This window comes from Clostridium sp. AM54-37XD, from assembly GCF_003478225.1.
Taxonomy (GTDB): Bacteria; Bacillota; Clostridia; order Lachnospirales; family Lachnospiraceae; genus Coprococcus; species Coprococcus ammoniilyticus.
The window spans coordinates 166773-192840 of record NZ_QUEV01000006.1; the positions used below are offsets into that span (position 1 = coordinate 166773).

Annotated in this window: 22 protein-coding genes and 1 pseudogene; 5 read left to right on the forward strand and 18 right to left on the reverse strand. The window is 39.8% G+C overall.

The genetic code is table 11. The annotated features are described in order from the left end of the window. Positions 1 to 4: 4 nt before the first annotated feature. Positions 5 to 679, reverse strand: a complete 675-nt coding sequence (pyrE, locus tag DXA07_RS07530) for an orotate phosphoribosyltransferase (RefSeq protein WP_044944879.1) — start codon at positions 677 to 679, stop codon at positions 5 to 7. Between the two features lie 239 nt (positions 680 to 918). On the opposite strand from pyrE, the gene DXA07_RS07535 reads away from it, so the two are divergent. Genes DXA07_RS07535 through DXA07_RS07545 form a run of 3 tightly spaced genes read left to right on the forward strand, consistent with a single transcriptional unit; the run spans position 919 to position 3316 of the window. After that, positions 919 to 1884: a TAXI family TRAP transporter solute-binding subunit gene (locus DXA07_RS07535; RefSeq protein ID WP_117807488.1), complete on the forward strand. Its 966-nt coding sequence runs from the start codon at positions 919 to 921 to the stop codon at positions 1882 to 1884. Positions 1885 to 1909: 25 nt separating this feature from the next. Next, positions 1910 to 3097 (forward strand): sodium/glutamate symporter, encoded by a 1188-nt coding sequence (gene gltS / locus DXA07_RS07540; protein ID WP_008400636.1) that lies wholly within the window; start codon positions 1910 to 1912, stop codon positions 3095 to 3097. 15 nt (positions 3098 to 3112) lie between these two features. Continuing rightward, positions 3113 to 3316: a hypothetical protein gene (locus DXA07_RS07545; RefSeq protein WP_117807487.1), complete on the forward strand. Its 204-nt coding sequence runs from the start codon at positions 3113 to 3115 to the stop codon at positions 3314 to 3316. A 41-nt stretch (positions 3317 to 3357) separates the two neighbouring features. Here DXA07_RS07545 and DXA07_RS07550 read toward each other — a convergent pair whose 3' ends face one another. The 6 genes from DXA07_RS07550 to DXA07_RS07575 all read right to left on the reverse strand — a co-directional run bounded on the left by DXA07_RS07550 (position 3358) and on the right by DXA07_RS07575 (position 11607). After that, positions 3358 to 7179, reverse strand: a complete 3822-nt coding sequence (locus DXA07_RS07550) for an EAL domain-containing protein (RefSeq protein ID WP_118662769.1) — start codon at positions 7177 to 7179, stop codon at positions 3358 to 3360. A 54-nt stretch (positions 7180 to 7233) separates the two neighbouring features. Further along, complete coding sequence (locus DXA07_RS07555) at positions 7234 to 8145, reverse strand: dihydroorotate dehydrogenase (protein WP_118484089.1); 912 nt, start codon at positions 8143 to 8145, stop codon at positions 7234 to 7236. Then, the gene (locus tag DXA07_RS07560) at positions 8145 to 8909 is read right to left on the reverse strand and encodes a dihydroorotate dehydrogenase electron transfer subunit (protein WP_118484091.1); all 765 of its coding nucleotides are present in this window, start codon (positions 8907 to 8909) and stop codon (positions 8145 to 8147) included. Before DXA07_RS07560 ends, DXA07_RS07555 begins: the two co-directional genes overlap by 1 nt. 99 nt (positions 8910 to 9008) lie before the next feature. Beyond that, positions 9009 to 9929 carry an orotidine-5'-phosphate decarboxylase gene (pyrF, locus tag DXA07_RS07565; RefSeq protein WP_008400628.1) on the reverse strand — a complete coding sequence of 307 codons (921 nt, stop codon included), beginning with the start codon at positions 9927 to 9929 and terminating at the stop codon, positions 9009 to 9011. A 26-nt stretch (positions 9930 to 9955) separates the two neighbouring features. After that, positions 9956 to 10810, reverse strand: a complete 855-nt coding sequence (locus tag DXA07_RS07570; protein WP_117822583.1) for a chorismate mutase — start codon at positions 10808 to 10810, stop codon at positions 9956 to 9958. Positions 10811 to 10914: 104 nt separating this feature from the next. Further along, positions 10915 to 11607, reverse strand: coding sequence for a VanZ family protein (locus tag DXA07_RS07575; RefSeq protein WP_118484093.1), 693 nt, complete (start codon positions 11605 to 11607; stop codon positions 10915 to 10917). Between the two features lie 302 nt (positions 11608 to 11909). On the opposite strand from DXA07_RS07575, the gene DXA07_RS07580 reads away from it, so the two are divergent. Then, positions 11910 to 12785, forward strand: coding sequence for a DUF6709 family protein (locus tag DXA07_RS07580; RefSeq protein WP_118484095.1), 876 nt, complete (start codon positions 11910 to 11912; stop codon positions 12783 to 12785). A 115-nt stretch (positions 12786 to 12900) separates the two neighbouring features. Here the strand turns inward: DXA07_RS07580 and DXA07_RS07585 are convergent, their stop codons facing one another. The 11 genes and pseudogenes from DXA07_RS07585 to rho all read right to left on the reverse strand — a co-directional run bounded on the left by DXA07_RS07585 (position 12901) and on the right by rho (position 25188). Beyond that, positions 12901 to 13443, reverse strand: coding sequence for an NADH peroxidase (locus tag DXA07_RS07585; protein ID WP_008400622.1), 543 nt, complete (start codon positions 13441 to 13443; stop codon positions 12901 to 12903). 177 nt (positions 13444 to 13620) lie between these two features. Next, on the reverse strand, positions 13621 to 14484 hold the full coding sequence (locus DXA07_RS07590) for a DegV family protein (protein WP_117822580.1): 864 nt from the start codon (positions 14482 to 14484) through the stop codon (positions 13621 to 13623). 178 nt (positions 14485 to 14662) lie between these two features. Then, positions 14663 to 15334 carry a hypothetical protein gene (locus DXA07_RS07595; protein ID WP_117807478.1) on the reverse strand — a complete coding sequence of 224 codons (672 nt, stop codon included), beginning with the start codon at positions 15332 to 15334 and terminating at the stop codon, positions 14663 to 14665. 143 nt (positions 15335 to 15477) lie between these two features. After that, on the reverse strand, positions 15478 to 17325 hold the full coding sequence (locus tag DXA07_RS07600; RefSeq protein WP_182427478.1) for a DUF4173 domain-containing protein: 1848 nt from the start codon (positions 17323 to 17325) through the stop codon (positions 15478 to 15480). Between the two features lie 209 nt (positions 17326 to 17534). Beyond that, positions 17535 to 18257, reverse strand: a complete 723-nt coding sequence (locus DXA07_RS07605; protein WP_021944163.1) for a hypothetical protein — start codon at positions 18255 to 18257, stop codon at positions 17535 to 17537. A gap of 3 nt (positions 18258 to 18260) precedes the next feature. Beyond that, positions 18261 to 19637, reverse strand: a complete 1377-nt coding sequence (locus tag DXA07_RS07610) for a Mur ligase family protein (protein WP_118484099.1) — start codon at positions 19635 to 19637, stop codon at positions 18261 to 18263. Positions 19638 to 19839: 202 nt separating this feature from the next. Next, positions 19840 to 20916, reverse strand: coding sequence for a peptide chain release factor 1 (gene prfA / locus DXA07_RS07615; RefSeq protein ID WP_008400612.1), 1077 nt, complete (start codon positions 20914 to 20916; stop codon positions 19840 to 19842). A 65-nt stretch (positions 20917 to 20981) separates the two neighbouring features. After that, positions 20982 to 21827 carry a peptide chain release factor N(5)-glutamine methyltransferase gene (gene prmC / locus DXA07_RS07620; RefSeq protein WP_021944161.1) on the reverse strand — a complete coding sequence of 282 codons (846 nt, stop codon included), beginning with the start codon at positions 21825 to 21827 and terminating at the stop codon, positions 20982 to 20984. A gap of 42 nt (positions 21828 to 21869) precedes the next feature. Further along, the gene (locus tag DXA07_RS07625; RefSeq protein ID WP_021944160.1) at positions 21870 to 22874 is read right to left on the reverse strand and encodes a DUF1385 domain-containing protein; all 1005 of its coding nucleotides are present in this window, start codon (positions 22872 to 22874) and stop codon (positions 21870 to 21872) included. Between the two features lie 82 nt (positions 22875 to 22956). Then, positions 22957 to 23165, reverse strand: a pseudogene (gene rpmE, locus DXA07_RS07630) (50S ribosomal protein L31). 118 nt (positions 23166 to 23283) lie between these two features. Next, on the reverse strand, positions 23284 to 25188 hold the full coding sequence (gene rho / locus DXA07_RS07635) for a transcription termination factor Rho (RefSeq protein ID WP_117822577.1): 1905 nt from the start codon (positions 25186 to 25188) through the stop codon (positions 23284 to 23286). Positions 25189 to 25476: 288 nt separating this feature from the next. Here rho and DXA07_RS07640 point away from each other — a divergent pair, with 288 nt between their 5' ends. Next, a complete protein-coding gene (locus DXA07_RS07640) occupies positions 25477 to 26025 on the forward strand; it encodes a DUF4364 family protein (RefSeq protein WP_118484101.1) in 549 nt (182 codons plus the stop codon). The last annotated feature ends 43 nt before the right edge of the window (positions 26026 to 26068 follow it).

Sequence of the window (26068 nt, forward strand, 5' to 3'; positions counted from 1 at the left end):
GTTTCTACTTTACGCCATAAATATCATAATAAGCATCAATCGCAGCCTTTAACTTATCATCAATTATGACTTTACCCTTATATTCTTTATTATATAAATGCTCTACAACCTCTGCCATTGTAACAATAGCAGTTGTCTGGATACCATATTCTTCCTGAATCTCTGTCAGTGCACTCTTCTTGCCCTGTCCACGCTCCATACGGTCAACAGAAACGACAAGTCCCATAACATCTACATCTCCCTGTGCCTTAATGATCGGCATAGTTTCCTGGATCGATGTTCCGGCTGTTGTTACATCTTCAATGATAACAACCTTATCACCATCTGAGATCGGGCTTCCGAGTAAGATTCCCTTATCTCCGTGATCCTTGATCTCTTTTCTATTTGAGCAATATTTGATGTCTTCATCATACATTTCTGCAATTGACATGGTAGTTGCTACTGAAAGCGGAATTCCCTTGTATGCAGGTCCAAACAATACATCAAAATCAAGACCAAACGCACTGTTGATTGCTTCCGCATAGAACTCACCCAGTCTCTTTAACTGTGCCCCTGTTCTGTAAAATCCGGTATTTACAAAGAAAGGTGTTTTTCTTCCACTCTTTGTTGTAAAATCTCCAAATTTTAATACATTACAATCGATCATAAATTCAATGAATTCCTGTTTGTACTGTTCCATTTTTCTTTCATTCCTCCTTGATTTCAGACCATTTATGTACCCTTTAGTTAGGCATTTCGAACTCATTCTAGCACAAATGGTTTCGAAACACAAATGGTTAATTTTTCTGTTCCATTTTGTATCTAATTGTTGTACAATAGCCAAAGGTCTATATTTTTCGACATACCTTTAGAACAATTCCGTCCTATATTACCATATTTACGAAAAAATATATACATTAGAAAGGAAATTTTATCAATATGAAGAAAAAAACAGCACTTTTTCTCTGTCTGATCCTGCTTATTTCCACTATCGGAACAGGATGCAGCAGCAAAAAAGACGCCATCCGATTCGGTGCGGCGGATATCGGCGGTATCTATTATACCTTTGCAAATGCTTATGCCGGTCTGGTCAACAACGATGCCCCTGATTACAGCATTGAAGCAAAGAAGACTGCCGGATCTGCGGCAAATCTACGACTGCTTGCCGACGGTTACATTGATCTCTGTATTGCACAAAATGATATGATTGACGACGCAGTAAACGGCACAGGCACATTTGTGGGAAAATCGATCAGTGGATATTCCGCTATCGCCTCTCTGTATCCGGAAGCCTGCCAGATCATTGTAAAAAAAGATTCAAACATCAAGTCTCTCGATGACCTGACCGGAAAAACCATAAGCATCGGAGCATCCGATTCCGGTACGGAACGAAATGCAAAACAGATCCTTGAGGTTGCCGGTCTGAATAACGATCTGGTCAAAACCACAAACCTTGACTATATCGATGCTGCCGAAAGCCTGGTTTCCGGTGAAATTGATGCTTTCTTTGTTACAGCAGGCATTCAGACCACGGTCATTGAAGAGCTGACAAGAACCTGTGATATCCGTTTGATCGGACTTAACGACAGTTGTAAAAATAAGCTATTGTCTGCTTATTCGTATTACTCCGATTTTATCATTCCCGCAAATACCTATTCCGGTCAGACCGAGGATGTATCAACGGTCTGTGTGCAGGCTGTCATGCTTGCAGATAACGACTTATCGAAGGATACTGTAGAAGATCTTACGAGGCTTCTGTTTGAACATGCAAATGATCTGCAATATTCACTTTCGATCGATATGCAGTTAAATGAACAGGCAGCAACAAAGGGCATCACGATCCCATTTCACAAAGGGGCTGCTGCTTACTACAAAGAAAAAGGGATTACCGTTGATGTACGATAATTTCTGAACATAAGAAAGGGTAATTATGAAAATTCAATTAGATATGTATCAGACACTTGCGATTGCCGTCCTTGTGTTGATGCTTGGAACATTTTTGAAAAAAAGAATCTTCTTTCTGGAAAAATTCTGTATACCTTCTCCTGTTATCGGCGGACTCTTATTTGCAATCTTCACCTGTATCTGTTACAGTACGGGATTGGCAGAATTTTCCTTTGATGATACCCTACGGGAAGTCTGTATGGTATTCTTCTTTACCTCTGTAGGTTTTCAGGCAAATCTGAAGGTCTTAAAGAGCGGTGGCAAATCACTGGCGGTCTTTCTGGGGCTTGTTATTGCTCTGATCGTACTTCAAAACCTGCTTGCTGTCGGTATGTCCAGGATCCTTGGACTTGACCCTCTGATCGGTATGTGTACCGGATCAATCCCAATGGTCGGCGGACACGGAACCGCAGGTGCCTTCGGTCCGGTTCTGGAAGACTTTGACATATCCGGTGCAACCACAATCTGTACCGCAGCTGCAACCTTTGGTTTGATCGCCGGAAGTCTGATCGGCGGTCCACTCGGAAAACGACTGATCGAGAAAAAGAATCTGTTAGAAACGGTTGTGCCTGAAGATGACAGCCTTTTGATCGAAGAAGAAAAGAAACATGAACGTCATACAAATATGTATGCAGCCGCTGTTTTTCAATTGATCCTTGCAATAGGACTCGGAACGATATTCTCATGGTTACTGACAAAAACCGGGTTAACTTTTCCAATCTACATCGGTGCTATGATCGCAGCCGCACTGATTCGAAATATCGGTGAATATTCCGGTAAGTTCACGATTCATATGGGTGAGATCAACGATCTTGGCGGTATTGCTCTCTCCCTGTTCCTCGGTATTGCAATGATCACATTAAAACTATGGCAGCTTGCATCTCTCGCTCTTCCATTATTTATCCTGCTGACCAGTCAGGTTATTCTGATCTGTCTGTTCACATACTTTGTTGAATTCAACATCATGGGACGTGACTACGATGCTGCTGTTCTGGTTGCCGGAACCTGTGGTTTTGGAATGGGGGCAACACCAAATGCCATGGCAAATATGCAGGCAATCTGTGATAAATATTCGCCATCCGTAAAAGCCTATCTCCTGATTCCGCTTGTTGGCAGTTTATTTGCAGACTTTATCAACAGCCTTGTTATTACATTCTTCATCAACCTGTTATAAAAGGAGGATATTCTCATGTTCGGACATAGAAAAGATAAGAAAAAAGATTATAATCTGACTTACGACAATCTCGCAATCCCTGAAATTCATACGCAGTCAGACTCGGATTCGAATGACGCTGACACTTCGAATCCTGTACATACAGAATCTTCCAAGGAGGAAGCGAACATCTCCTATGATGTCGCCATCCCTGAAGTTCATATCCGGAAGAAAAAATAAAAAACTCCCTACAGTCGATATCACTGTAGGGAGTTTTTTATTTATTCATCACGCTTCATATAGACCTGCTCGAAGGATTCAATATTCACAGGCTTACTATACAGATAGCCCTGAATATGGTTGCATCCCATTTCCTTCAGGTATTCTGCCTGTTCCTTGGTCTCTACTCCTTCCGCTATACATTCCACTCCAAGATCTGTGCACATCTCAACCAGATGTCTTAGAATCGTTCTGCTGGCTATATTCTTGTCTATATTATAAACCATACTCCGATCCAGCTTGATCACATCAAACTTCATAGAAGAAAGAATCGATACATTGGAATATTTTGTTCCAAAGTCATCCATGGCAATCCTGAAACCTGCAGTATGCAGTTTATTTGCAATTCTGGTAACCATCTCATGTTCCATCTCACCAACAGACTCTGTAATCTCGATCTCGATCATATCCTTTGGAACTCCATAAGATTCAACAATCGCATTGATACGCTCCGGCATATCTTCTTCCAACAGAGATATTCTGGAAAAATTACAGGAGACCGGGATCAGATTATACCCTTCTTTTTTCCAACGTATAAGCATTTTACATACATTTTCAAGCACAAAGAGATCCATATACTTTATATTTCTGCTTTTTTCCAGACGATCGATCACATTTGCGAGGTTATCCGGTTTGGCATATCTCACCAGTGCTTCTGCACCATAACAACGACCATTCGAATAGTCCACCTTCGGCTGTAAATACACAAAGAACATTCCGTCTTTAATGTCTTTTTTTACAAGCTCTCTCGTTAATGTACTCCATTTATAAGAATGTTCATCCTTCTGATCGTACCACTTCTGTTTCTCCATATAGAGCATATCATACGCATGGTTTTCCATCCGCTTGATATCTTTCTCATAATCATCCCATACATATCCGATACATGCCGTAAAATCGCCAATCTTAAGCTGACCTTTCAATGCACGAACCTGATCCAGGAAATCACACTGTGAAATATTCTCACAAATTACAGCAAAATCGTCATCCCCAATCCGATAAATACAGGATTTCGGAAATACCTTATCTAACAGTCTGTAATAATCAATCATCAGATTATCAACAAAGGACTGTCCAAATTCATCAAATATATTACGCACTTCATTGATATCAATAATCACGATACCCACTGATTCCAGATTCTGTCTGCGGTTTATATAATCCATATAGCAGATACGATTATATGCTCCCGTTATACGATCATGCGTCACTTCATAATTTCGTTCTTCTGCAAGCGCCCGGCTGACAATATCATTTCCAATATACAAAGACAAAAGATTCATAAGCTTCAGGTCACCACTGTGAAGCTGCGGATTAAAGATAATGATCCTTCCAATAATCTCAGACTTATTGTCTTTGATCGGAACAGAATACATTGACCATATCCTGTTTTCCAAAAAAAACGAATACAGATCCGATGTTTTGTATGGGTAGTCCGAAATATGATTAATGATCAGTGCACCTTTTTTACTAGATATACTCTGCAGTTCTTTCCGGACAGTTTCTTTATAAAAGATCTCCAGTTTTTTCCCATACGAATTACTATTTGCTGATTTCCATTCATGACATTCATATAACTTATTGGAATCACATTCCACCAGACAAGCATGTTTTGCGCCATAATACTCTCCAAGTGTTTCTAACAGTTTGCTGTAATTTAAGGAATGCTCTACTCCTGTAGAAATCTGTGTAATACTGGATACCAACGCATCCTCAATATCATAACGGTTAGAAAGAACCTGTGTTACTTTATCGGCATCAGAAATATCAACAGCCATCTCCATACGGCACTTTCTTCCATGCCAGTTTACAATCCTGTCTTTTAAAACATATTCTTTTCCGTTATTGAGATTCTTATGATGCGAGATAAAACTCTTCTCCGTTGATAACAGCTTATTCGTGCAGAAGCTGCACGGAAGATCCATACCCTGAAGCACCTTATAACAATGCTTGTCAATATAAGAAGTATCATCTTCATCCAGACCAACACCAAGCTTGGCTGCCTTATTCATATATTGCAGCTTATAAGAATTCATCTCCGTTACATATACAACATCTGAGATGTCATCCAACAGATAATCCTCTTCATCCGAATAACTGCTGAACTTGGAATTTAATACCGGTTTAGCCTCATCCATCTTCTCACAGAAAAGCATACAGCGGTCTTTGCCCTGCCGCTTGGAATAATATAACGCCTGATCTGCTTTATAATATAAAGAATCGAATTTTAATGACTTTGATATAGTATCAACTGCAATACCGATTGATGCCGAGTGCTCCGCCTTACATTTAATCGCACGAATTCCTTTATTAAGTGTCTTCGCAACCATGCATGCCGTATCTTCATCGACTATATCCGGAATAAACATAGAAAATTCATCTCCACCGAGACGACCACAAAATCCACCATATGTATTTGCAACACTCTCCAGAACAACTGCTGTGTCACACAACAAATCATCTCCGGCATAATGTCCCAATGCGTCATTTACTAATTTAAAATCATCCAGATCGATCATATAGAGTGCACACAGCGTCTCATCAAATTCCACAAGAAACCTGGATACTTTAGACACAAAGGTGCTATGATTATAAACCCCTGTAAGGGAATCACGTTCCGCACGCAGAATTAATTCCTGACTCTGCAGTTTCTCCTCATGAATCGAATACAACTTACCTACAATCTTTTTTACCACACCGTTTGTATCAGCAACACTGACAAGCATTGCACGATGCCAGAGATACATACCGTTACCGATAAAATCGACCCTGATTTCAACGGTTTCGGTATCCTTAACAGCTGTCAGTTCAGCCAATACGTCTGATACCTCTTTTTTGTCTTCCGAGTAGATCAACTGACACTGAGCAAGGTTTGCAATAAAATCTTTATCATCAAAAACCGTTACGGTTCTGCCATCCATATATTTAGATATAACCATGCTGTCATCTTCAACCGTATAGGTAAACAAGAGTTCATCACTTCCCTGCGCCACTAACTTCAACATCTCGGTCTGTGCACTCTTTTCCAGTTCTTCTTTCTTTTTATTCGTAATATCTACACAAACAGCGCATATGGAAAAAACGCTTTTTCTTGCTGCAAGGAGCGACAGGCATACCTGCACCCAATAATATGATTCCGGATTATTTTTATTAATAAAGCGATATTCACCAATTGTCATCTTATTTGACAACAAGGTCTCCTTAATCTGTCGTTTCAGTTCTTTCCGATCTTCTTCAAATGCCAGATTGATATATTCATTTCCTTCTGTACCAAGCTGACCTTTTTCCAGATTGAACATCTTATAAAAGCTCTCACTGATATATTCTACTGTAATTTTCTTATTTCCGATATCAAATACTCCGACACCACCCGCTAGATTATTGAGAATGGACTCCAGCATACGGTTCTTATCCGCTAATTCCATATTAAGTTCAGAATTAATATCGGTCAGATTTTCAAGCTGTTTCGACAGCTTCTTGGTATTTGTTATATCTGTAATAAGGATTTCTCCGCACATTTCTCCTTCTTCCGACTGAAATGCCCGCCCAAAACAGAATACATATATAACTTCACCATTTTTCTTTTTTAACCGATGTCCCAGATATGCTTCTCCCCGGCTCGTCATCTTTGTATAGATGATCTGTGTATAATCCTCCCAGTCTTCATCTAGCATAATATCCTTTACATGAAGCTGTAAGCGTTCTACATCTTCCGCAGAGTAACCTAGGATCTGTTCAAATCCCTCATCTACCTTTAGAATCCTCATATCTCTGATACGTGCCTGATATCTGGAATATATAATTTCTTCAAATTGTTTTTCCATAACCAACTAACTGCCTCCCCAATACATCCTGTAAAGCAGATAACCCAATATCTTTTATTTTACACACCCAATTAACTCATTTATATCATCAATCTGATTCTCGATCAGATATTTTTCAATTCCATCTGCAATCTCCACTGTTGCATATGGATTATTGAAGTTTGCTGTACCAACTGCGATTGCCGATGCACCTGCCAGAATCATTTCAAGAGCATCCTCAGTCGTAGCGATACCACCCATGCCTATGATCGGAAGCTTGACAGCATTTGCAACCTGATACACCATCCGTACTGCGATCGGATGGATCGCAGGACCTGATACACCGGCAGTCTTATTCTTTACAGCAAATGTACGACGCTTAACATCAATCTTCATGCCTGTAAGTGTATTAATAAGTGACAGTGCATCTGCTCCGCCTGCTTCCGCAGCTCTTGCCATCTCAGCAATATCTGTAACATTCGGACTGAGCTTCATGATCACCGGCTGCTTTGCAACCTTCTTTACTGCCTGTGTTATATCATAAAGAGCTTCCGGCTTCTGACCAAATGCAATTCCTCCCTCTTTTACATTCGGGCAGGATACATTCATCTCAAGCATATCAATATCTGTATCTGCCAGCCGTTCTACGACATCTATATAATCTTCCTTTGACTTTCCGCATACATTTACGATCACTTTTGTATCATATTTTGCAAGGAACGGAAGATCTCTTTTTATAAAAGTATCAATACCCGGATTTTGAAGTCCGATGGCATTCATCATTCCGCCATATGTCTCTGCAATTCTGGGTGTCGGATTGCCCGGCCACGGAACATTTGCCACACCCTTTGTCGTAACTGCTCCCAGACGGTTCAGATCGACAAATTCCGAATACTCCATACCTGAACCAAATGTACCGGATGCAACTGTAATTGGATTCTTCCATTCTACTCCTGCGATGTTTACCGCCATATTTACTTTACTCATTACAGTTCCACCTCCTCAGCATAAAAGACAGGACCATCTGCACAAATCCTTGCATTGTGTACCTTTGAATGCTCATCCACATTCTTTGTCTGACAGACACAGGCAAGACAGGTGCCTACACCACATGCCATCTTTTCTTCCAATGAAATCTCACAACGGATATTCTGCTCTGCCGCATACTGTTTGATTCCCCGAAGCATCGGAGTCGGGCCACAGGCATATATGATATCACCGGTTACCGCACATGCTTCGATCGCATCTATTACATTTCCCTTTGTTCCATGCATTCCATCTTCGGAAGACAGATACACACTACCATATGGTTCAAATTCTTCATTTAAGAAAAGCTCATCCCGGTATCCAAGTACGATGGACTTCTCACAGTCCAGCTCTTTTGCGAGCTGCAGCATCGGTGGAATTCCGATTCCTCCACCGATCAGAATTGCTTTTCCAGACTCCTTCATAAAGCCATTTCCAAGCGGACCAAGAATATCAACCGTATCTCCTGCCTGTAATTTTGAGAACTCATTTGTTCCCTTTCCAGCGATACGATATACCAGACGAAGCGTACCTGCTTCTTTATCAATTCCACATAAACTGATCGGTCTTGGAAGCATGCGGCTTCCATCCTTTGAATATACAGAAACAAACTGACCTGCAACCGCCTGCGATACAATCTCCCCTGCTTTCAGGATCAGACTATATATATCTGTTGCTATACAGGTCTGGCTCACAACCTCTGCTGTTATCTTTACTTTTCCCATGTATCTATGTCCTCCCGTGATCTCTTGCATATGATCTGTACGCCTCCACTATCACCACGCATCGTGTACTGCATACTGTTTTTCTGATAAATCCGATATTTATAATACGCTGTTGATATCTTCGATCATATCAACAACAGCCTGACGGGAAGCATCTGCATAATTTGCTTCACCAAATGAAGCATATTTCTCCTGCTTGTATGCTGCAATGATCCCTCTGGATGAATTTACGATCGCACCAAGTCCGTCTTCATTGAAATAATGTACCAGATCAGCAGCCTTACCGCCCTGTGCTCCGTAGCCCGGAACAAGAATAAATGACTTCGGCATGATCTTACGAAGTACCTTACCCATCTCTGGATACGTTGCTCCTACAACAGCACCGACACTGCTGTAACCGCTCTCACCGATCGTATCTTTGCCCCATTCATTAACCATAGCGCCAACCAGCTCATATAACGGCTTACCATCGATCAGACGATCCTGGAATTCACCGGATGAAGGATTTGATGTCTTGACCAGTACAAAGATTCCCTTCTTCTCTTCCTTACATACATCTACAAAAGGCTTGATTCCATCGGTACCAAGATATGGATTTACAGTTGCAAAATCTTCACCAAATACGGAATATGTCTTACTTCCGACCGCAACCTTTCCAAGATGTCCGACTGCATATGCTGCAGATGTTGATCCGATATCGCCTCTTTTAATATCTGCGATCACAACCAGATCCTTTGACTTACAATAATCAACCGTCTTCTGGAATACCTTTAAGCCCTCGATACCAAACTGCTCATACATAGCAATCTGCGGCTTAACAGCAGGGATCAGATCATGAACTGCGTCCACAATACCCTTATTGTACTGCCAGATGGCTTCCGCTGCGCCCTCTAAAGTCTCACCATATTCATCAAATGCTGTCTTCTTTATATATTCCGGCACATAGGAAAGCATCGGATCCAGTCCAACAACGATCGGTGCCTTTGTCTCTTTGATTTTTTTTACTAATTTGTCTATCATGTCTTTTCTCCCTTATATATAAAAATTTATTGTTCACAATAATAGCTTCCAAGTATCTTAAATGTCTCTGTCTCATTTATCAACTGGAATACAAGTGCCTGGATCTCTTTCTGAAGCAGGTTTCCGTTTAACTCGATATAAAACCGATAATTCCATTCTCCTCCACGGAACGGCACCGAATGGATCTCGGTCAGATTCACGCCATAATCGGATATCATCGATAATACACTCGCCAGACTTCCGCTCTTATTCTTGCATACAAATACGATCTTTAACCGGTTATGCTCCGGCAGAACTACCAGTTGTTTCCCGAATGTAACGACCTTCTTCCGGTGTCCCTCGTCCAACACCTCATCACACCTGTAAATATAGAGATCATTCATGGCAAGTGCTTCATGCAGGGAATCCGATACGCCATAGCTGATATCCTCAAATATACCCATTCCGGCATCTGCTTCATCCTTCCGGATCAGCTCCATGACCTGTTCATAATCACTGACCGTATTTACCAGATCTCTGGAATAGCCCTGACATATGTAAAGTTCATGCTTCAGCATGGCAAGCTTCTTTACCTTCGGTTCCTCCGTCACAAACGATACATTCAGACAATTACGAAGTTCTAATGTTCTCCCATACTGATACTTTCTGCTGACCTCCATAATACGCTTGATCAGTGCCGTATATTCTTTCTTGATGCTGTCGTCTACATCTCCGGTCAGCTTCGTTATGATCGCTTCTTCCCGATCCGGCTTATATATAGCATCCTCTGATTCCGCCTTTACCCTTGCGACTTGATCTGCAAGTATCATTCGTTCCTTAAACAGCGACTTGATCTGCTTATCAACCACGTCGATCTGCTTTCTAACTTCCTCTAATGTCATTTCTCCGGCTCCTTTTGGCATAACATATATTCATTAATATATCATTTTTTCAGCATGAAGTAAACCGCTGCACACGGAAATGATCGAAGTCCTGCGTCAGTTTTTCAAAACGGGACAAATAGCAGAACGACAAATGCTGCAACCAACAGCACTCCCAAAAGTACTCCACAAATGATCTTCCATTTCGTATTCTTAGACAGAATCATACATATTAGAACAATCAACACTCCTGCCATATCGATCCCGACATCGATCATTTTTCCGCTCCTGCCCGGAACCAATAACTGATGCATCTCATCCGAACATGCATATAATAACGAAATTAAGACAGCTATGCTTCTGTTATAAAATCTGCTCTGGCTCATGGATATCTTCACCGTTGCCAGATATGAAAGTAAGAACAGGATCGCATATTCTGTCATATGTGCAGTCTTTCTTATAACAAGCTCCAGAATATCTTGTAGATTCTGCATCTCCTGCGGTGAATCCTGCCGTACCTTTTCCAAGAGATTTGTTATAAACAAACTGATCTTCCCACTCTGTCCGGAGGATTCCTGTCCGGTCTTTCCTGACATATAGAATATAAATACCATCCATATGATAACCGGAATTATATAAAGAAACTTTTTTTTACTTTCTGCTGTATTCTGCTTTCTTTTTCCTGATGAGAACTTACTGTTTGCCGATCTGTCTGTATTTTTATTTGCTTTTCTATTTGTTGTTCTTGATCCGCCTGAAGTTTTAGCTTTATTTGCATTTGTGGATTTTGCTTTATTTGTTGAATTATTCTTCTGCATCTCTGTCTAAATCCTTTTCTGATATGTTCATTCGACTCATTCTTTATTCTTTTACCTTACTGTTCTTTCATCTTGCCATTTCTTCTCCCGTGTTTTTCTAAAATAATTTACTTTGGTCAAATTATCCAAAAAATAATATTCAAACATCCCGTATACCTTTATAATAGCTGCTTTTTTTCAGCAGATTTCACATTGTCGAAAAATGGCGGATTTGATAAAATTTCAAAAGAGCGTAACTTGTATTCTATTGTACTACAAAAAGAAGAATTTTGCTCACAAAAACAAAAATGGGAGGACATTATATGTTTAACAAAAATAAGAGGACGAAGAAATTTTCCGATCTCCTGATTCCAGGCATTATATTGATAATCATCGGGATCGTATTTGCCTTTCAGGGAATCCGGGATTACAGCAAACTGAATGGGGATCTGCTCAATCTGAATACCGCATCTGAAAAGGATCTGGATGCCGGAAAATATGTAGAGATTGATGTTGACTATGCTTTTTATTCTTTCTGTGAGAATGTTGAAACTACAAATTATGTATTCAAAAGAACAACAGACCAGTATTATCTGATAAGTGCACTTAAAGACAACGAATACTACATTGGACTGAATATTGCTGAATCAAAAAAGTCTGAGCTTGAAGCTTTATCCGATCACACCTGGTCCCAGTCAGGTGCAGATCCGGGTACATTACACTACATCGGCAAATTATGCAAATCAGACAGTGAGATTATGGGATATATGAGAAATTATATCTACGACATGTATGAATCTGCCTATGATATCACTCTTACCTCCACAGAAAAAGCTACACTGGATTCTTATATGCTTCCATACTATATTAAGATCATGACAAAAGAGGGATGCCGTACATCTATCATTATTGGTCTTGTAGTTCTCGGTCTTGGTATCCTGCTCATTATATTAGGTATTATCCGTCACAAGAACACTGTATACGGTCCGGATATCCAGCCAGAACCATATACCGGTGCTTATGGCAATCCAACAACTCCTGATATGAACACTAGCATGAATTCAGGCTATGCCGATCCCAATGCACAGGAGCCAACGACTCCATTTTCAGATAACAATACATCTGAAGCAACCACAAGCGGCTTAGATCCTGACACCTTTGATGGCGATGGAACTTCATCTTTTAAATTGAAAGACTAACACAAAATCCGACTGATGGGAAATTCCTGTCAGCCGGATTTTTTATTAGAGTGTATTATATATTTACTTCTTAATTAGTGTTCTGTGCTATTCTGCACGATCATTCATAGAATGATTAACCGAAGTATCTCTTTAAGAGACCTTCAAATGCCTTTCCATGTCTTGCCTCATCCCTTGCCATCTCATGAACAGTATCATGGATTGCATCCAGATTCAGTGCTTTTGCACGTTTTGCAAGATCTGTCTTACCGGCAGTTGCACCATGCTCTGCTTCTACTCTCATCTCAAGGTTCTTCTTTGTTGAATCTGTAACTACTTCACCAAGAAGCTCTGCAAACTTAGCTGCATGCTCTGCTTCTTCATAAGCTGCCTTCTCCCAGTAATTACCAATCTCAGGATAGCCTTCTCTGAATGCTACACGAGCCATTGCAAGGTACATACCAACTTCTGAACATTCGCCCTGGAAGTTTGCTCTTAAATCTTCCATGATATCTTCCGGTGCACCCTGTGCTACACCTACAACATGCTCAGATGCCCATGTCTTATCATCACTCTGTTTGATAAACTTCTCAGCAGGTGCCTTACATACAGGGCACTGTGCAGGAGCTTCTTCTCCTTCATATACATATCCACATACACTACATACAAACTTTGCCATAATTAAAATCTCCTTTGCTTTTTGCTATTATTATTCTTATTGAGAAACGTTATCAATTTCTATGATTCTATTTTACACAATTTTTGATAAATGTCAATAGTTATTAGGAATGATTCTCAATTATTTTTTTATTTAATCAAACTTTGTTCCGGCTATCCTTATTCTGTAAGAAGCTGTTTATCTGTGTTCTCCAAGGAAGAACAATGCCAGTGTTCCCGGACCCGAATGTGCTCCGATCACCGGACCGACATAGGATATCGTGATCCTGTCATTTCCGAATCTCTCTTTAATAATAGAAGCAAGTTTCTCTGCATCTTCTATACAATCACCATGACTGATAAAAATATCCTGATCTTCCGGATGTACCGCCAGCTTCTCCATCCGGTTTGCAAGCTCTGTGATCGCTGCTTTTCTTCCTCTGACCTTACTTACATTGATCAGATGTCCCTCGTCATCCACATGCAGGATCGGCTTGATCGACAGCATTGTGCCAACTGTTGCTGTCACACCGGATACTCGTCCGCCTCTTTTTAAGAAAAACAGATCGTCTACTGTAAACCAGTGACACAGTTTTAATTTTATATCTTCGATATACTGTGCATTTTCTTCCAGACCTTTTCCTTCATCTCTTGCCTGACATGCTTTGTATACCAAAAGTCCCTGTCCCATAGATGCCGCAAGAGTATCAACACTGACCATCTTTCGTTCCGGATACTCCTCCATCAATTCCTGACCGGCCATATACACGGTCTGATAAGTAGAACTAAGCCCGGATGAAAAGCCCAGATATAAGATATCTTTCTTCTGATTAAATAAAGCTTCTATTGCCTCCGATGCCTGCGAGATATTTGCTGCAGAAGTCTTGATATTTGCCCCATTCCTTAATTTGCTATATACTTTCTCAATATCTGCCTGATCATTATGAAAACTTCCCTCGCCCTCAACAATAAAATCAAGCTGTAAGATCTCCAGTTGATATTTCTTCACGATATCATCCGGCAGATCACAGGATGAATCTGTCAATATAACATAATCATTCATTTTAACATCCTCCATTACCATTTTATGGCAAATATGGTTTTTAAAACCACATGATATATTTTACCAAATCGCTATGTAAAGTATACCACACCTTATAAACAGGCACAACAAAAAGGTGCTGACATATAATCTGTTCTGATATATATATCAACACCTTTTCATTAATTCTATGTTTTAATTATCTGTATGTTACCATTAAAGACTCTGTAAGTCCTGTACTCTTCTGGTACATAACAACGATCACATCTGAATATTTCTTACTTAATGTAATCTTCTTGGAATAACTGGATTTATTTACATTATAATATTTGCTTCCACCATTATATACGCTGACTGACTTAATGGTCCATCCCTTTTTAGCCTTTACACTCAGTGTCTTCTTTGATACTTTCTTCGAAGTATAGGTGTAAGTATTCTTTGCAAAGCTTGATGTATAATTCTTGCTTCCAATCTTGATTGAACTTACAGGATTGGTATATTTCTTTACAGTAAATGTAGTTTTCAGCTTAACACCCTTTACTGTACATGTAATAGTTGCCTTACCAGCTTTCTTTCCATAGTCTACACGAATATATCCATCTTTGGCTGATACTTTCATGTTCTTGTTTGAACATTTTAACTTTTTGATCTGAGATGCCTTTGTACATCCCATGATACTGATAACACCGGATGCCTGAGTTACACGTCCCGGCTTATAGGAAACGACTCTGTCACTATACGGGTTAATATACACAGTCTTACTGGTTGCAGCGCTGACATCCTTCATGCTTGTTGCAGGTACTGCTAATAATGTGAATACCATTGCAAGGGCTAAAAATGCAGCTAATAATCTCTTTGTTGCTTTTTTCATTTTTCTACTACCTCCATAAAATCATCTTTTATCCGGCGGCATTCTGACCTCTCATCTGTATGCCCCAAATTTAGTTTTATTTTATACTATTTCCCATTTTTTTACAATAGGTGCAACGTATTTTAATCTTAATTTAACGCACTTTATTCTTCTTTCCCGTACCATTTAAAGAAACGTTTTGCATACTTCTCTGCCTTGTTCCTTGAAAAGTTAAATCCACGGATCGCACCTTTTTCTTTATAGGTATCCCGAATTCCATTAAAATACCATTCCATTCTGTTATACGAGAATCCCTTGATATCCTTATAATTATTATATTTGTTATAATAATCGTCGTATTGGTAGTTATCGTACTCGTAGTAATCATCATCCTGTCCCGTCATATAGTTATCTACAATGAACTCATATACTTCTTCCGCTCCATCTGCACCAAGTGACGTCACATACCGGAAATCCACATCCTTCGGATCCTGATTTTCCAGATTATATCTGGCAACCAGATAAGCCGGGCGAAGGAACGATACGATGATATATACAGTAACGATCACAAACATCGAATAACGTACCAGCGGGAAATGGTCAGTATAGATTCTGACGATCACTCCTGCAAGTACCACAGCAAGAACAGCCAGTGCTGCAAACACCAGTATTCTCATATAAGTAAGATCATATGCTTTGATATACATAGTCATACGAAGCGCCGAGGATGCGATCATCACATAGGTACAGGCTGACATAATAGTCAGTACGATATTAAGCACTGTGCTTTTACGAAAGATTGCATGACAGATCAGCACCAGTATCACATTCAGCACCGATACGAACATAAGCTGGAAGAATCCCTGTCTGGCATATTCCGCATAAGTCATATCATCCGGCAGTGACATATTATTTGTAAACAGATATAGGATCTGGATCACTGAAAACAACAGATACACCAGGGTAAGCAGTCCCATTGCCGTGATCGCAATGATCGGTTCATGTGTTCCTTCTTTTGTCTGTCTGTGATATCTGCTTCCAAACGGTGCTGACACAATGATACCATATGTAAATAATAACGCCGCAAATGCAAATACAAGAAACCAGATTGCATCCCATGATAGGAAAATATTTCCAAGTAATGTTTCAACTGCATCTCCAAAGATCTGATCTGCACTGGAAAGCAGGCTGATCATTACGAACAGCAACGGAATCGCAACGACAACACCGATCAGAATATAGACAAATTTCGCACGTTTTCTTGCATTTTCATGTTCTCTGTTATATTGTCTGTAGTCTGAGAAAAAACGGTCAAAACAGGTAAACGGCTCTGCCATCTTCTCGATAACCGTAAGACCATATTCGACAAATCCCATGTTTTTAAGATCATCAAAATACCGGAGAAGCCCTGCACACACAAGGAATAAAATGCAAAGATGATCCAAAACGATCAAAAATGAATCATCGGTCCTGCAAACTGATACCCCAAGCAAAAGGATACCTGCATAATGCGGAATCAGCTTCGTCTGCTTTCCAAAAAGTTTCCCAAAAGATAACGATTCTCCGTCATTTACCGGCAGATTCTTCTCATGGCGCATGATACTGAAGCTCATAAACAAAACGGTCATAACCGCCATGAATACAGCACAGATACTTGCGTAATTCCGATACATCAGCACACTGTAGATCATGGCATACCCAAATGCAAAACCTCCAAAGATCTCAAAACGCTCCGGAGACACTCCCGGCCTTGATTTTCTTGGCTTATAATTGTAATTTGACTGCCATCCAAAATTTGGCGGTGTGTTATAATTCTGCTGTTCTCCGAAGTTTGGCGGCACGTTATTATAATTCTGCTGTTCTCCGAAGTTTGGCGGCACGTTATTATAGTTTGACTGTCCTCCAAAGTTTGGTGGCACATTATTATAGTTTGGCTGTCCTCCAAAGTTTGGCGGCACGTTATTATAATTTGGCTGTCCGCCAAAATTCGGCGGTGTATTATTTATATCCATATTAAGTAACCTCCCATTCCTTCCTGTAACAAAAAATCCTACATCCATAGTTTCATGTTACCTGTTTTTTGTCAAGTGAATATTTGTTAATATACTTATATAGCGAAAACGCCAACTCTCCTGGTATCTTTGCAAATTAAAAACTTCCGGATAGGAACCTTTGTTTTACAATACAAGGTCATATCCGGAAGTTTTTCCTTTATATTCTCTTACTGATATTTTAATTTTTCATCTTCAAACTCTTCCAAACGCTGTCTGTATGCTTCCATAATAACGGATTCATACGCAAGAACCGGTTCTTTTATACCAAGTAATTGCATCAGATACTTTACAAACAACGGATTCATAATAAGAAATGGTCCAACTGTATATGTTGCAAAGAAATTCTTTCTCTTCAAACCTTCTTGTTTTATTCCCGGATGAAAACCATCCCCACGAATCACATCATAGAAATAATCCTTTGAATTATCTCCATAAGAATGACTGAACTGCGCTTTAAAACCAACCAGCTTTATATCTTCATACTGTCCAAATACAAGAGAATGATATCTATGCATCATATCTCTCTTTGCATAGGTATTAAAAATACCAAGTCCTTCTATTCGACTTCCATCTTCATTCTCAATGTACTGTTCAACGATCTCGACTGCATTCCCGGTAAAGAGAAATACTGTTCCAGCCTCGATTTGCTCTTCCAGTTCTTTCTTATATGGTTTCAATGCCTGAATCGCCAATTCCTGCTGATTCTCTGTCATTGCTCCCATATATACAAGGTTTGCCCTGCCCTCTGTAAATGCCGGTTTATCATATAAGCCGGTATAAATAACTGTTGCCTCCGGCATACAGTCTTTTAAATAATTTACGTTCTGTAATTCACCGAAAAGATTGGCAAATTCTCCATATAGAACTTCTATTGTAATATCTGTTCCCATTTGTTATGCCTCTCTTTCCTTCAAATATTGTTTCAGATTATCCCGAAGTACAAGCGCTGTATCATTTTCATGAATATCATGAAGAATGTATACACTGTCTGTTCCATCCAGATTCAGGGATTTATATGCACCTGCTTCATCCGTTGTCTCTTTGATCTTTTCTTCCGGAACCCCGGCCATCATTAAACGGAGCTTATAATCTTTCGTCCGCAGACCACCTATTACGATGTTCGTAATATTCGGCTGATTTAAGAACTCAAAATCCGTATCAAAGATCCATGTCATATTTTCAGATGAATTTTTCCGGTCAAATATATCTTCCAGCAAAAGAATGATCTCTTTATTTCCCGGTTCCTTAGACACATAATCAAATACACAGGAACATGCAATTGGATTCTGTCCTTTTGCCATATTGGTCACTATCGTGATCCCATCCACTGTACTTCTGGAATATCTCGATTCCACAATATTAAGATTCTGGATCGCGTTCCGGATCTGCTCACCTGTCAAACCAAATTCACGAAGAGCGGTAACTGCAGTCAGCTCATTGTACAGATTAAATGTACTGTTGCTGATCATCGGATACTGTTCCCTGCTCTCATTATGTGTAACTGTTATTACTTTGTTCTCATAATCAACATCTGCCTTATAATCGCCTTCCGGTGACGTATATCCACAGAACTCACAGACAGCTTTTCCAATATGATGATACCGGACATAGTTATATTTTAATTTATGATGACACTTTGGACAGATCCGCATATCATTGATCAGATTAATACATTCCTCCCGGTCAGATGGAAGTCTGTTGATTGAAAAGTATGTTTTTTCATTTTCCGATCCAAGATTTGAACTGATCAGATCATCCGCATTTAAGATCAGATGTGATTCTTTTGGCATATTATTATTGATAAAGTTAAAAATAAACTCCGGGTTTGCATTTCTCTGAATGGAATCACGGAACAGGTTCGTACATACCGCATATGTTGGTTTTACGTATGGATAGATCAGCTTTGAACTTCTTTCATCGACTTCAAATACTGCATATTCTTTCTTTGCCTTTCCTGTCAGAGTACTTCCTGCGATCAATGAACTCGCTACTCCGGCATTCACATTAGAACCAGCACGGTTGTTCAAAACGTCATAGCCATTTGCCTCCAGAATATCTATGATCATATTACATACTGTTGTCTTGCCGTTGGTTCCTGTTACTGTTATGATCGTTTTCGGTTTATCTATACATCCCATGAAATCCGGACAAAGCTTGACTGCCAGCTTTCCCGGAAAATAACTTGCGTTCATCTTCAACATTCTCTGCATGGTTCTTGCCAGTTTGCCCATGAACAAAGCAAAAAAGAACCTTACATTCTTTTTATACATCTAGCTACCTCATTTCATATCTGTAAATTATCATTAGTATGTCCATTTAAGCCACATATAATATAACCACTTATTCAAAAATATGTCAATCAATTTGAACTATTTATTCGGTTTATTTCGCCAACACCCTCTTTTACTTAAAAATGGCATCTGCCGGATCAGGCAGATGCCAACTTGTTTTTTTCAATATCGAGGGTTTCTTTTATTCTTCCTCATTCACCTGTGAAAGCTTGGCTGCCTGGTCTGCTGCGATCAGACTGTCGATAATCTCATTCAGATCACCGTTTAAGATCTGTTCCAGCTTATACAAGGTGAGTTTGATTCTGTGATCGGTTACACGGCCTTCCGGGAAGTTATAAGTACGAATCTTCTCTGAACGATCTCCGGTTCCGATCTGGCTCTTACGGTCTGCAGCTTCTGCATCATGCTGTTTCTGAAGCTCCATATCATACAGCTTGGAACGGAGCAGCGCAAATGCCTTCGCCTTATTCTGAAGCTGGGACTTCTCGGTCTGGCTGTAAATTACGATACCGGTTGGTATATGTGTCAGACGAACGGCTGAATCTGTTGTATTGACACACTGACCACCATTACCGGATGCTCGCATGACATCAATACGGATATCATTTTCATTGATCTCTACATCAACTTCCTCTGCTTCTGGCATAACTGCAACTGTTACAGTTGAGGTATGGATTCTTCCGCCAGACTCTGTCTTCGGGATTCTCTGTACACGGTGAACTCCACTCTCATATTTCATCTTGGAATATGCACCATCACCTGTGATCATGAATACCGCTTCCTTGAAACCACCGATTCCATTCTCATTCACGCTCATCAGTTCTACTTTCCATTTGAACTGATCAACGTATTTCTGATACATTCTGTAGATCTCATATGCAAATAATGCGGCTTCATCTCCGCCTGCACCTGCACGGATCTCGACGATAACATTCTTGGAATCGTTCGGATCTTTTGGAAGAAGCAGAATCTTTAATTCATTTTCCGTCTTTTCTACAGTTGCCTTTGCTTCATTCAGTTCTTCCTTTGCCATCTCCCGAAGTTCTTCATCATTTTCTTCTTCTAACATAAGCAGACTGTCTTCGATCGTCTGTTTTGCATCTTTATATTCTTTGTACTTTTCTACGATAGGAGTCAGTTCACTCTGCTCCTTCATTAATTTGCGGAATTTGTTCTGATCAGATACGATATCCGGATCTGTCAACTGGTTATTTAATGTATCAAGTCTGTCTACTAAATCTTCTAATTTATCAAACATAATAATCCTCCTGCAGCACATGCTCATTTCCTGTTCATGTGTCTGTTAATATATCCAGCCTTTTTTCAGGCTTTTCTTCCAATTACAACCCTGTCATTTTCTGCGAGGTCTTTCACTACGCGTACATCTTCAAAATGCTTATCTACAAGGAGCTGCTGCACATCATGTGCCTGATGATTACCAATTTCAAATAAAATATATCCTTTTTCATTTAAATAACTCTCCGCATTTTCTATAATTGCTCTGTAAAACTTCAATCCGTCCGCATCGCCGTCCAATGCCAGCCTCGGCTCATAATCCCGAACCTCCGGCATCAATCCGTCAATCACTTTGCTCTCTATATATGGTGGGTTGGACAGGATCATATCATATCTTTTATCTATCTTATCAAATAAATCTGATTTTATAACAGTATAATCAGATACTTCTAATCGTTTCGCATTTTTTGTCGTAAGTGCGATCGCGGAATCTGAGATATCACACAGATCTATATGAATATTCTGATTCATAAGTGCTACCGACAATCCAATGCACCCGGAACCACAGCACATATCCAGCACAGACATCTTATCAGAATGTATGTCCTGAATCAAGCGGTTTGCCTGTTCCACCAGAACTTCTGTGTCAAATCTTGGAATCAGTACATCCGGTGCAGTCTCAAAATCATACCCCATAAAGCACTGTATGCCTGTTATATATTGTAACGGAATACGTTTTGACCTTTTATCGATCAACGCTTCATAGGAAGAACGAATTGTTTCGGTAACATCTTCCTGCCGGTTCATAATATATGCCATCTTATCCTGCTTTGATACAAAGAGCCATAATAACTCTGCATCGATATCTGCATCCGGCACATTATGTTCGTTCAGTTTTTCTTTTCCTGCTGTTACAAGCTGATACTGAGTCATACGTCTATTTCCTTTTACATTCACTGGCATCATTTCAACTTCTTAATCTTCGATCTCTCCACGCTTCATAGCGTCCTGATAAGCACGCCAGTCGATCACCGCTTCTACCGAACGAATTGCCACCTCACACATCTCAAGATCCGGTTCCTTCGTCGTAAGACGCTGTACCCACATACCGGGTACACTTAATATATTCGCAAGCTTTGAGTCACTTCTGCCTGCAAACATGATAAATTCATACGAGATTCCCGCAATAATCGGAACCAGAAGTACACGCGACAGCAATCGCAGCCACATAGACTTCACATTTATAAACATAAATACAATAATGCTTATGATCATAACGACTACCAAAAAACTGGTTCCACAGCGTTTATGGTATCTGGAATGTTTCTTTACATTTTCCGGAGTCAGCGGATCGCCTGCTTCAAAACAGTTGATCGTCTTATGCTCTGCACCATGATACATAAATACACGTTTGATATCCTTCATCAATGATATTAATACTACATATGCAAGAAAGATCACCAACCGAAGCACACCTTCCGCTACCGCTATCAATACATTGCTTTTTGTCACATGCTCAAGCAGTCCTGCAATAAATGCCGGAAGCAGCATGAATAATGCGATCGCAATGGCAAGTGATACAATAACGGTTCCGATCATCATCAGATCATCTCCTGTACTGCTTTCTTTTTTATTGTTTTTACTGCCGTTCTCACCTGAACCGCTTCCATTATTACTTTCTGTATCTGACAACCTGGAATCATCTTTATTTTCACTCTTTCCAGTCGGTTCTTCCTCTTCATAAAAATCGGCTGAATATGTCAGCGTTTTAACTCCAATTACCAGCGACTCAAAGAAATTAACCACTCCACGAAGAATCGGCAATTTCAGGATTTTATATTTTTCACCTATCGGTGTATAGCTTTCTACTTTAACTTCAATTTCCTGATCCGGCTTTCTGACTGCTACTGCGTACTGATCCTCGTATTTCATCATTACGCCTTCGATCACCGCCTGACCACCTATTCTGGCTCTTTTCAAATTCTATACCTCGTAAAATTGTTTCCTAAAACAAAAATAGGCTGAGATTAAAAGCTTTAACCTCAACCTATCATCCTTTTTATTAGTTTGACTGTGAAACACCGTACTTACGGTTGAACATATCAATTCTACACGAGCCTTAGCTGCCTTCTGCTGGCCTGTATAGAATGAATGACACTTTGAGCAAATTTCTACATGAATTTCTTCTTTTGTAGAACCTGTAACAAATTCGTTTCCGCAGTTACATACAACCTTTGCCTGATAATAATTTGGATGTATTCCTTCTCTCATTTAATCTCACCTCTTTATTATATTATTGATATATGAGAATAGGCCATCAGCCTCACTTCTTCATAAAACACAGCTTTTGTATTCTAACACAAACCGACATAGAAATGCAAGTGTTTTTTTATTTTCTTAATAATGATTTTTTAACATAATAGATAAACTCTTTATTATTCTTGGTTCGGACGAATAATTTCAGTACATCCTCCAGCATATCCTCTGCCTTATTACCGGATAATATCTTGTGAAGTGCGTATACAACTTCCTGTTCTTCCGGTGATAATAACAGATCATCCCGTCTGGTACTGGATTTTGCAATGTCGATTGCAGGGAAGATTCTCTTTTCTGCGAGCTTCCGGTCAAGCACCAGTTCCATATTACCGGTTCCTTTGAATTCCTCGAATACGACATCATCCATCTTGCTTCCTGTCTCAACCAGCGCTGTCGCAAGGATCGTAAGACTTCCACCCTCACGCATATTACGGGCAGCACCAAAGAATTTCTTCGGCATATGTAACGCCGCAGGATCAAGACCACCGGATAAGGTTCTTCCACTTGGTGGAACTGTAAGGTTGTACGCTCTTGCAAGTCTTGTAATACTGTCAAGTAAGATCACGACATCTTTCTTCTGCTCTACCAATCGTTTTGCACGTTCGATCACCATTTCCGATACACGCTTATGATGCTCCGGCAGCTCATCAAATGTCGAATAAATAACTTCTACATTTGGTCCCTCTATGGATTCCCTGATATCCGTTACTTCCTCCGGTCTTTCATCAATCAGAAGCACCAGCAAATGAATCTCACTGTATCTGGTACTGATACATTTTGCGATCTGTTTCAGCAAGGTTGTCTTACCTGTCTTTGGAGGGGAAACGATCATACCACGCTGTCCTTTACCGATCGGTGACAGCAGATCGATCATACGGATCGGAATCGGGCTGTCCTCCCCATCCATATTGATCCGTTCATTCGGGAAAATCGGCGTCAGATCTTCAAATGCTTTTCTTCCTGCAATGCTTGCAGGACTTTCTCCATTGACAGAAGCTACATATAATAATGCGCCAAACTTTTCTCCCTGCGTCTTTACGCGGATATTTCCCATTATGATATCTCCGGTCTTAAGTCCAAATCTACGGATCTGCGCCGGTGATACATAGATATCCTGATCTCCCGGCAGATAATTGGCACTTCTTATAAATCCATATCCTTCCTGCATTACTTCCAGGATTCCATGTGCCATCTTACCGCTGTCAAGCTCCGGTCCATTTGGTTCCTGCTGAGCAGATGATCCTTCCTGCCTGTTCTCAAGCTTCGTCTCCATTCTTACCTCTGCTTTTATCTCTGTATCTGCAGCCGTATTTTTTTCTTCTATAACTGATTTTTCATATGCTGCTTTCTTTTCTGATACTACAGAACTTTCAACAGCTACTTTTTTCTCTTCCATTGCAGACTTTTCAAGAACTGCTTTTTCCATATTCATTTCCAGCTTTGTCATCTCGGCTGCAAGCGGTTTGTTCTCCTGAACATGGTCTTTTCTTCCGTTATTTACAATTGGTGTATTGTTTCCATGATTGGAATTGTTATTTCTGTTATTATACCCCTGTGACCGATAGTCCTGTCTTTTTCCATTTCGGTTGGTCTGTCTTCCGGCAGTATTCCTATGCTGTCTTCTTCCGGATTCTCCTGATCTCTGACCATTTTCTGTCTGGTTTCTATCCACTTTTTTTACAGCATCTTCTTCGGATTTCTCCGGCTGCTCTGTGTGCTCCGTTTTTTCAGTCTGTTCTGCTTTTTCTGGCGGCTCTGCCTTTTTCGGTTTCCGTGTTCTTCCTGTCTTTTTTATTTTTTCAGCATCTTTTTTCTGTGATTTCACGTTCTGCTTTTCTTCCGCATGTCCTGCTTCATCACTATAATTTTTTTCAAGGAATTCGATCAGAGCCGGTTTACGAAGTGCTGATACACCCTTTATCTTATGCTCCTTTACGAATTGCTTCAATTCCTCTAATGATGCATTTTTGAAATCCATCTTTTACTCCTTCCAATTTTATCCGTTTTATTTAATTCACACACATTCTTATTCTTGGGGATTATCCTAATGAATTCTTTTCGAAACAGGTATATCAACTGTATGACTTACCTGTGCATCCTGCTTATCAGATCTCCGGATGCCATATGAGCGTTGTATTTAATAGCCTTAGTATAGCATAAAAAAAAAGTTTTGTAAATCATTTTCTTTCACCGCAGCATTGCTTCATTGATTTTATGCTTTTCTTGTGATACATTTATTCTTACAAAACATACAAAGGATATTATTATGAATACTGAATCGATCGTCTTATACAAATTAATTATATTATACATGCTGGATCGTGTGGATTTCACACTAACCAATTCCCAGATTTCCGATTTTGTTCTGACAAAGGGATATACGAATTATTTCACGCTTCAGGAAGCCATTAATGGACTGATCGAGTGTGATTTTGTCTATGTATCCACGATCCGGTCTTCTTCTCATTATAAGATCACTGACAAAGGTGAAGAAGCCTTAAGCATGTTTGAAAATCGTATTCCTTATGCGATTAAACAGGACATTCTCGATTATTTTGATAATCAGAAGATCAATCTGAAAAATGAATCCGAGATCTATGCCGATTATGCCTTAAATGACTATGGTGAATACGTCGTTACCTGCGTGATCAAGGATCGGAAAGAAACTCTGGTCGATCTGAAATTTAACGTACCAACAAAAACGCACGCCATCGCTATCTGTGATAACTGGCGTGCGAAAAGTGCCGAAGTATATGACTATCTCGTCAATACTCTCTGGCTGTATTCTGATGATAAAGGTGAAAAACATTCCTGATTATTTATATGTATTTCTATAATACATATAAATGATCTTTTCA

What these genes read in the sequence shown, in the direction of transcription:
- pyrE (WP_044944879.1), bottom strand. Translation starts at nt 679, where the DNA reads ATGGAACAGTACAAACAGGAATTCATTGAATTTATGATCGATTGTAAT.
- DXA07_RS07535 (WP_117807488.1), top strand. Translation starts at nt 919, where the DNA reads ATGAAGAAAAAAACAGCACTTTTTCTCTGTCTGATCCTGCTTATTTCC.
- gltS (WP_008400636.1), top strand. Translation starts at nt 1,910, where the DNA reads ATGAAAATTCAATTAGATATGTATCAGACACTTGCGATTGCCGTCCTT.
- DXA07_RS07545 (WP_117807487.1), top strand. Translation starts at nt 3,113, where the DNA reads ATGTTCGGACATAGAAAAGATAAGAAAAAAGATTATAATCTGACTTAC.
- DXA07_RS07550 (WP_118662769.1), bottom strand. Translation starts at nt 7,179, where the DNA reads ATGGAAAAACAATTTGAAGAAATTATATATTCCAGATATCAGGCACGT.
- DXA07_RS07555 (WP_118484089.1), bottom strand. Translation starts at nt 8,145, where the DNA reads ATGAGTAAAGTAAATATGGCGGTAAACATCGCAGGAGTAGAATGGAAG.
- DXA07_RS07560 (WP_118484091.1), bottom strand. Translation starts at nt 8,909, where the DNA reads ATGGGAAAAGTAAAGATAACAGCAGAGGTTGTGAGCCAGACCTGTATA.
- pyrF (WP_008400628.1), bottom strand. Translation starts at nt 9,929, where the DNA reads ATGATAGACAAATTAGTAAAAAAAATCAAAGAGACAAAGGCACCGATC.
- DXA07_RS07570 (WP_117822583.1), bottom strand. Translation starts at nt 10,810, where the DNA reads ATGACATTAGAGGAAGTTAGAAAGCAGATCGACGTGGTTGATAAGCAG.
- DXA07_RS07575 (WP_118484093.1), bottom strand. Translation starts at nt 11,607, where the DNA reads ATGCAGAAGAATAATTCAACAAATAAAGCAAAATCCACAAATGCAAAT.
- DXA07_RS07580 (WP_118484095.1), top strand. Translation starts at nt 11,910, where the DNA reads ATGTTTAACAAAAATAAGAGGACGAAGAAATTTTCCGATCTCCTGATT.
- DXA07_RS07585 (WP_008400622.1), bottom strand. Translation starts at nt 13,443, where the DNA reads ATGGCAAAGTTTGTATGTAGTGTATGTGGATATGTATATGAAGGAGAA.
- DXA07_RS07590 (WP_117822580.1), bottom strand. Translation starts at nt 14,484, where the DNA reads ATGAATGATTATGTTATATTGACAGATTCATCCTGTGATCTGCCGGAT.
- DXA07_RS07595 (WP_117807478.1), bottom strand. Translation starts at nt 15,334, where the DNA reads ATGAAAAAAGCAACAAAGAGATTATTAGCTGCATTTTTAGCCCTTGCA.
- DXA07_RS07600 (WP_182427478.1), bottom strand. Translation starts at nt 17,325, where the DNA reads ATGGATATAAATAATACACCGCCGAATTTTGGCGGACAGCCAAATTAT.
- DXA07_RS07605 (WP_021944163.1), bottom strand. Translation starts at nt 18,257, where the DNA reads ATGGGAACAGATATTACAATAGAAGTTCTATATGGAGAATTTGCCAAT.
- DXA07_RS07610 (WP_118484099.1), bottom strand. Translation starts at nt 19,637, where the DNA reads ATGTATAAAAAGAATGTAAGGTTCTTTTTTGCTTTGTTCATGGGCAAA.
- prfA (WP_008400612.1), bottom strand. Translation starts at nt 20,916, where the DNA reads ATGTTTGATAAATTAGAAGATTTAGTAGACAGACTTGATACATTAAAT.
- prmC (WP_021944161.1), bottom strand. Translation starts at nt 21,827, where the DNA reads ATGACTCAGTATCAGCTTGTAACAGCAGGAAAAGAAAAACTGAACGAA.
- rho (WP_117822577.1), bottom strand. Translation starts at nt 25,188, where the DNA reads ATGGATTTCAAAAATGCATCATTAGAGGAATTGAAGCAATTCGTAAAG.
- DXA07_RS07640 (WP_118484101.1), top strand. Translation starts at nt 25,477, where the DNA reads ATGAATACTGAATCGATCGTCTTATACAAATTAATTATATTATACATG.